6 protein-coding genes are annotated in these 7,176 nt (G+C 67.6%); 1 reads left to right on the forward strand and 5 read right to left on the reverse strand.

All coding sequences use genetic code 11. The features are described from left to right. Nucleotides 1-173 precede the first annotated feature (173 nt). The 5 genes from APZ21_RS03350 to APZ21_RS03370 form a co-directional block, all read right to left on the reverse strand. Nucleotides 174-761, reverse strand: coding sequence for a cadmium resistance transporter (locus APZ21_RS03350; protein WP_054811715.1), 588 nt, complete (start codon nucleotides 759-761; stop codon nucleotides 174-176). Between the two features lie 92 nt (nucleotides 762-853). After that, complete coding sequence (locus tag APZ21_RS03355) at nucleotides 854-2,353, reverse strand: MFS transporter (protein WP_223518920.1); 1,500 nt, start codon at nucleotides 2,351-2,353, stop codon at nucleotides 854-856. A gap of 28 nt (nucleotides 2,354-2,381) precedes the next feature. Continuing rightward, the gene (gene lspA, locus APZ21_RS03360) at nucleotides 2,382-2,912 is read right to left on the reverse strand and encodes a signal peptidase II (RefSeq protein ID WP_054811717.1); all 531 of its coding nucleotides are present in this window, start codon (nucleotides 2,910-2,912) and stop codon (nucleotides 2,382-2,384) included. Further along, nucleotides 2,909-4,873: a heavy metal translocating P-type ATPase gene (locus APZ21_RS03365; RefSeq protein WP_054811718.1), complete on the reverse strand. Its 1,965-nt coding sequence runs from the start codon at nucleotides 4,871-4,873 to the stop codon at nucleotides 2,909-2,911. Before APZ21_RS03365 ends, lspA begins: the two co-directional genes overlap by 4 nt. Beyond that, the gene (locus tag APZ21_RS03370) at nucleotides 4,870-5,265 is read right to left on the reverse strand and encodes an ArsR/SmtB family transcription factor (protein ID WP_054811719.1); all 396 of its coding nucleotides are present in this window, start codon (nucleotides 5,263-5,265) and stop codon (nucleotides 4,870-4,872) included. The genes APZ21_RS03365 and APZ21_RS03370 overlap by 4 nt, the downstream gene beginning before the upstream one ends. 115 nt (nucleotides 5,266-5,380) lie before the next feature. Between APZ21_RS03370 and APZ21_RS03375 the strand changes: the two genes are divergently transcribed. Continuing rightward, the coding region (locus APZ21_RS03375; protein ID WP_054811733.1) for an MMPL family transporter at nucleotides 5,381-7,176 on the forward strand (1,796 nt) is incomplete at its 3' end.

The raw sequence follows: 7,176 nt of genomic DNA on the forward strand, positions 1-7,176 counted from the left end.
GCCCGGGAGTCAACGAAACCCCGCCGGACCATCGGTGCTCGGGAGCGCTCACCTCCGCACGCGCCATGTCCGGTCGTTCCCGGACAGCAATCGACAACACGAGCACGGGCACAGACAGGTCACCTCGCGTCCTCCCTCTTGGTGATCTCGTGTGTAAACAGGGTGGTGGGCGGTCAGAGGCCGAACGCGCCGCCGCTGACGAGGATGACAATTCCGAGAACGACCAGAACGAGCGGAAAGAGTATGTGTTCCCACCGCTCCAAGATCTCGGCAATGCCCTTGCGGGTGGTGAGGAACTTCGCGGCGAGCACCAACACCCCGACCAACAGCAGGAACACGACCGAGTAGGCGAAAATCGCCGCCGTTCCCACGGTGGCGAAGACAGGGACATAGACGCCGATGTTGTCGCCTCCGTTGGCGAAGGTCACCGCGGCAACCGTCCACACCGCCACCTTCTTGCCCTCGACCCGATCGTCGTCGTCGTGGTTTCGCCACGCTCGCCATGCGGCGAGCAAACCGAGCAGCAGCGGTATCAGCCCGAAGTAGGCGATAGCGTGTTCCGGCAGCAACGCGGTCACACCGAGCGCGACGAGGATGGACGCGGCGAGGATCGCGCCGAAACCGAGATATTGCCCCGTTGCGATGGCGAGGGTGGTTCCGCGAGTCCCCGCGCCGCGGGCGAAGAACAGGGACAGCACGATGATGTCGTCGATGTTGGTCACCAGGAAGAGCCCGATGGCCTGCAAGATCGTGGTAACCATTGGCGTGGAGGCCTTTCTCGGGGAGCACACAGTGATTGGGCGGACGTGCGTTGTCGGGCTGCACCCTCGCGGCTGGCTACCGACTGTCTACCTCATCGCGGGCTGGGCGCCGGTGATGTTCGCCCCGGCGAGGGTGTCTGTTTGGGGAGCTTGGCGGCGATGGCCGCGGCGAGCAGGGCGCTGACAGCGGCGCTGGCCAGGAACACCGCAGATATAGCTTCGGTGTAGGCGTGGGCGCTGGTGGCGGTAAGGTCGGCACCAGCTGGGTCAGGAAGCCCGGTCGCGACCAGTTGTGCTCCAGCGATGTTGTCGCGTGCCGCGCCGACCACGGCCTCGGGTAGCCCGTTCAGGTGGGGGTCGAGGTCGCGGGTGTAGACGACGGTGAGCAGGGTGCCCAGGATGGCGACGCTGAACGCGGCCCCGACCTGTCGGATGGCCATCAGCAAACCGGCTCCCGCGGCGCTGCGGTGTTCGGGCAAGCTCGCCATGACCGCGTCGACCGCCGGTGCCAACGCCAGCCCTGCGCCCAAGCCGATAACCGCGAGGCACGTCGCCACATAGCCGTAGCCGGTGTCAACGGTGATACGGGACGCGAGCACGAAACCAGCTGACGCGATTACCATTCCGGTGACGATCGGGACTTTCGCGCCGACGCGGGTGACGATCTTGTCGACCGCGGCCGCGGCGACGATGATCGCCAGCACCAACGGAACCAAGCGCAGTCCGGTGCCGAAGGCGTCGTGATGGCGCAGGATCTGCAAGTATTGCGGCAGCACGAACAGCACTCCGACAAGGGTGAAGGTCCCCGCAGTAGCGGCCAGGGTGGGCCAGGTGAAGGCGGGATCGGCGAACAGTGCCAGATCGACCAGAGGGTGGCGGGCCCGCCGTTCCCACATCACAAATCCCACGATCAGCACCACACCGGCTGTGAGAGTGGCGAGCACGATGGGGTCGGCCCACCCGTACTCGGGTGCTTGGATGACGGCGAACACCACCGCCGCCGTACCGGGCACGGCGGTGACGATCCCGAGCCAGTCCAGCGGCGGTGCGTCCGGATCGGCCGACTCGGGCACCAACACCATGCAGGCAACCACAGCGGCGACACCGACCGGGACGTTGATGAGAAACACCGAGCCCCACCAGAAGTGCTGCAAAAGCCAGCCTCCGACGATCGGGCCCAGCGGCAAACCGACGCCCAGTGCGCCCACCCACACCGCGATCGCGCGACGACGCTGGTCTGGACCGAACAGCGTCGGCAGGATCCCGAGTGAAAGCGGCACGATGATCGCGGCTCCGATGCCCATGACCGCGCGGGCGGCGATCAGCGAACCGGTGGACCCGCTGTAGGCGGCCCATGCCGACGCGGCGACAAAGGCGACCAGACCTACCAGCAGCAGCCGTTTGCGGCCGTAGCGGTCGCCGAAGCCACCGGCGGGCAGCATCAGCGCGGCGAAGACCAGCGTGTAGGCGTTGACGATCCACTGCAGCTGGGTGGTGCTCGCGCCCAGGTCTTGCGCCAGGGTAGGCAGGGCGACGTTGAGGACCATCAGGTCCAGCCCCACGGTGAGCAGGGCCACGACCAGCGCCGCCAACCCTGCCCACCGACGCGATGGGCTCGGTTCAGTCCCGATTGCCGGTGTGGCGATCGGGTGAGAGTTGTTCTCGCTCATCGGAGTTTCCGATCAGGGTGGTGATGATCAGGGCGGTCGCGCCGAGCACGATGAAGGTGTCGGCCAGGTTGAAGGTGGGCCACCAGCCGGTATGCAGATAGTCGGTGACCAGCCCGTCGGGGGCTCGGTCAATGACATTGGCAGCGGCACCACCCAAAATTGCGGCGAGTGCGACCCGGGTGAACAAGTTCGCGCGCGGTGCGACAACCCATCCGGCCACCGCGACCGCCGTGGTGATCACCGTGGTGATCGACAGCATCACCCAGGTCGGTGCGTCGGCGGCGATCGAGAACGCGGCGCCGGGGTTGAACGCCAACCGCAGATCCACCGGCCCCGCCTCGATCGGCGACCCGTCCAGCGCGGTCTGCGCCCATGCTTTGAGCGCGAGGTCGATCCCGGCGAACACGGCTGCGGCTGCGGCCCACCGCAGTCGCCGCCCCCACCGCGAAACGGTGGGAGCAGACGACGAGGTGGCGATCACGCGGAGGCTCCGGCCAGCGCCGGGGCGGGCTTTGCCGTCGAATCGGGCAGCGAGGCCAGGGACTTCGTGCGTCCTGCGCGGACACCGTTGGCGATCACGACGATCTCGGCGAGCTCGTGGACCAGCACCACCGCCGCCAATCCGAGGATTCCGAACAGTGCCAGCGGGATCAGGATCGTGATCAGCCCCAGCGACAAGCCGACGTTCTGCAACATGATCCGCCGGGCCCGGCGGGCGTGCTCGAGCGCGCGCGGCAGGTGCCGCAGGTCCTCCCCCATCAGCGCCACGTCGGCGGTCTCGATGGCGACGTCGGTGCCCATCGCGCCCATCGCCACACCGAGGTCGGCGGTGGCCAGGGCGGGGGCGTCGTTGACGCCGTCGCCGACCATCGCGGTGAACCGGTCGGTACGCAGTTCGGCCACGATGCGGGCCTTGTCTTCCGGGCGCAGGTCCGCGTGCACGTCTTCGATCCCGGCCTCGGCGGCCAGCGCGGCGGCAGTGCGCGCGTTGTCGCCGGTGAGCATCGACACGCGAATACCCAGGGCATGCAACCGGTCGATGACCTCACCCGCCTCTGGACGCAGTTCATCGCGCACAGCGATCGCACCGATCACCTGGCCGTCGAGCTCGATCAGCACCGCAGTCGCCCCCGCGTGCTGCATCCGCTCCACATCGGCAGCCAGCGCACCGGGTTCTATCCAGCCCGGGCGGCCCAGTCGTGCCGCCCGGCCGTCGACCAGACCGGTCAACCCGGCGCCGGTGACGGCCTCGACGTCGGTCGCGGGAGCGAAGGTGTCGACGGCGGCGAGGATGGCACGAGCGAGGGGATGCTCACTGCGCGATTCCAGCGCCGCGGCGACACCGAGCACAGTTTCCTGATCGACGCCGGTGACCGTCGAGATCTCGACGACAGCGGGCTTGTTCGCGGTCAGCGTGCCGGTCTTATCGAGCGCGACCTCACGCACCCGACCCATCGCCTCGAGCGCGGCGCCGCCCTTGACCAGCACACCCAACTTGCTCGCAGCACCGATCGCGGCCACCACGGTGACCGGTACCGAGATCGCGAGCGCACACGGTGACGCCGCGACCAAGACGACCAGCGCGCGTTCGATCCAGGTGACCGGATCGCCGAAGAGCGCACCGATCACCGCGATCGCGGCGGCCGCGATCATGATGCCGGGCACCAGCGGTTTGGCGATCTTGTCCGCCAAGCGTTGGGCGTCACCCTTGCGGGCCTGCTCGGCCTCCACGATCCGTACGATCCGCGCCAAAGAGTTGTCCTCAGCGGTCGTGGTGACCTCGACGGTCAGCACGCCGGTGCCGTTGATAGACCCCGCGAACACCTCCGCACCCGGCCCTGCCTCCACCGGTACCGATTCGCCGGTGATCGCCGAAACATCCAGCGCGCTACGGCCTTCGACGATCACGCCGTCGGTGGCGACACGCTCGCCGGGGCGAACCAGCATCCGGTCCCCCACCCGCAGCTCCGCCGGGCTGATCACGGTTTCAGTGCCGTCACGCAGCACGGTGGCCCGGTCGGGGACCAGGTTCAGCAGCGCGCGCAGACCGCGGCGAGTGCGGGCGACCGCGTACTCCTCGAGGCCCTCGCTGATGGAGAACAGGAACGCCAGCATCGCGGCTTCGCCGACCTCGCCCAGGATCACCGCACCGATCGCGGCGATCGTCATCAGCGTGCCGACCCCGATCTTGCCCTTGGCCAACCGTTTGAACGTCGACGGGACAAAGGTGTAGGCACCGACCAGCAGTGCGGCGATCTCCAAACCCAACTCCACGGGGCGTGGGCCGCCGGTCCAGCCAACGATCAGTGCCGCCACCAGCAGCACACCGGCAACTGCGGCAGCGCGCAGTTCACTGACCTCCCAGAGCTTTTCGGGTTCCCGCTCCTCGGTCTCGCCGTCTGCGGTGGGTTCGTCGTGGCCGCAGCCGCACGCGTCGCTCACGCTCGCACCTCCGCAGTGGTCTCCGTCGTCGGGGAGGTGGCGTCGGTGCCGTAGTTCGGGCACAACGCCACCGCGTTACCGGTCGCCGCGAGCAGGGTCTCCGCCGAGGCGAGCAGATCCATCAGCTCAGGACGGGCCAGGCTGTAGAACACCTGCCTGCCCTGCGGACGACCCACCACCAGCCCACAGTCCCGCAGGCACGCCACATGCGCCGACACCGTCGACTGCGCCAGACCGAGCCCGGCCATCAGATCCGCGACCCGCGCTTCCCCGGACGCCAACCGCTGGACAATCGCCAACCGCGTCCCATCCGAGAGGCTGTGGAACAACGCCACCGCCGGATCCAAGCCCTGCGTCTCGACGAGGCAACCCTCGCCCTCATTAATCGCCATACGACGATGATAGCGGCAGAGGGTATTGATATCGACCGCTTGCGTGATTAATCTCATTTCAACGATCACATCGTCATTTGACGATCAATGATGATCGGTTACGGAGGGAGAACACGTGAACCAGCAGCGGATCACCGTCACCGAGAGGTCGCGGCAGAAACCACTGCCACCTGGCTCGCCAGGGCTGCTGTATCGGTGGGGCGTTCTCATGGCCCGACGCAGACGCGCGGTCTTGGCGATCTGGGCGCTACTACTGGCGGTGTGTGCGGTGGCCTACCCACTACTCGAAAACCGGCTCGGTGCCATGGACTTCGGCGTCGAAGGCTCCGAGTCCACCGGGGTCGATCGTCTTGTTGCCCAGCACTTTCCACAGTTCGGCGCCGAGCAGGCGGTCATTGTGCTGAGATCCTCTGCCCTCACCGCCGACGACTCCGACTTCCGTGCAGCGGTGACTCACACAGTCACCGCGGCCAAGGAGGTGCCGGGCGTGGTCGATGTCATCGGCCCCTACGACGGGCCGCCCGGATCCCAGATCTCGGCTGATGGGCACGTCGCGATCGCGCTGGTCGGTATCGGCGGCGACATGGCAGAACGCGCGAGGGTCGCCCGCGACCTGCAGGGCGCTATCGCCACCACGGGCGACGACTCCGTCGAGGTGGGACTGACCGGATATTCGGCGGTGCAGAACGCGGCCACCGAACTACAGAACGCCGATCTGACTCGCGCCGAGGCGATCGGCATCCCGGTCGCGCTCATCCTGCTCGTCCTCGCGCTCGGCGCCCTGGTCGCCGCGGCGGTCCCGATCGGAGTAGCCATCGCGGGATTGCTGACCACTGTCGGGGTGTTGTTCGGTCTCACCACGGTGACCGTGTTCGATTCGCTGACCGTGGCCATGGCCACCATGGTCGGCCTGGGCGTCGGTATCGACTACGCGATGTTCATCGTCAGCCGTTTCCGCGAAGAACTCGCCCATCCCGTGGTCGCCGACCACGCCGCGATCGCGGCCGCGGTCGGCCGCTCACTGGCCACAGCAGGCAAGACGATTCTGGTCTCGGGCCTGGTGGTGATGATCTCGCTCTGCGCATTGATCATCATCCAGGCACCGATCTTCCGTGGCATTGCCATCGGCGTCGCCACCGCTGTCATCAGCATGCTCATCGTCGCCGTCACCCTGCTTCCCGCCCTGCTCGCAGTCCTGGGCCCTGCCGTCAACCGCGGCGCACTCCCGGCCCGCTGGCGCCCCGCCGACAGCGTCACCGACCTTCCTGGTGCCAGCCCGGGTCGCTGGGCGCGCTGGGCGTATCTAGTCATGCGCCGACCGGTCCTGTTCGGCACGGCCGCAGTAGCGGTGTTCGTCATCGCTGCATTCCCGGTATTCGGGATCCGCTACGGCCTCGATATGGGCACCAGCGCCCTCGACGACACCCCCACCGGACGCGCCACCACCGCACTGACCACCAACTTCCCGGCCGGAGCACTCTCACCAGTCGAAATCATCGCCACCGGCCCTGGCGACACCCCACTCAGCGGCGACGCGCCCGAACGGGTCAACCGATTCCTGACCGAGATCGCCGGCGACGAACGCATCGCCACCGTTCTCCCCACCCAACTCAACGACGGACGAGTACTGGCAATGGCGATCCCGTCAGTCGCGTTCGACTCCATGGAGGCCACCAACCTCATTCGCGACCTTCGCACCGCAGCGGCTGACGCGGCCGGAGTCGAGGTCCGCATCGGTGGCAGCACCGCCGAATTCGTCGACCTCTCCGACGAAATGACCACCAAACTGCCGCTCGTCGTCGCCCTCGTGCTGACTGCCTCACTGATTTTCCTCATCGCCGCGTTCCGCAGCATCGCCCTGCCGGTCAAGGCCATCGCGATGAACCTGCTCGCCACCGGCGCCGCCCTCGG

Source organism: Nocardia arizonensis (genome assembly GCF_001310275.1).
Taxonomy (GTDB): domain Bacteria; phylum Actinomycetota; class Actinomycetes; order Mycobacteriales; family Mycobacteriaceae; genus Nocardia; species Nocardia arizonensis.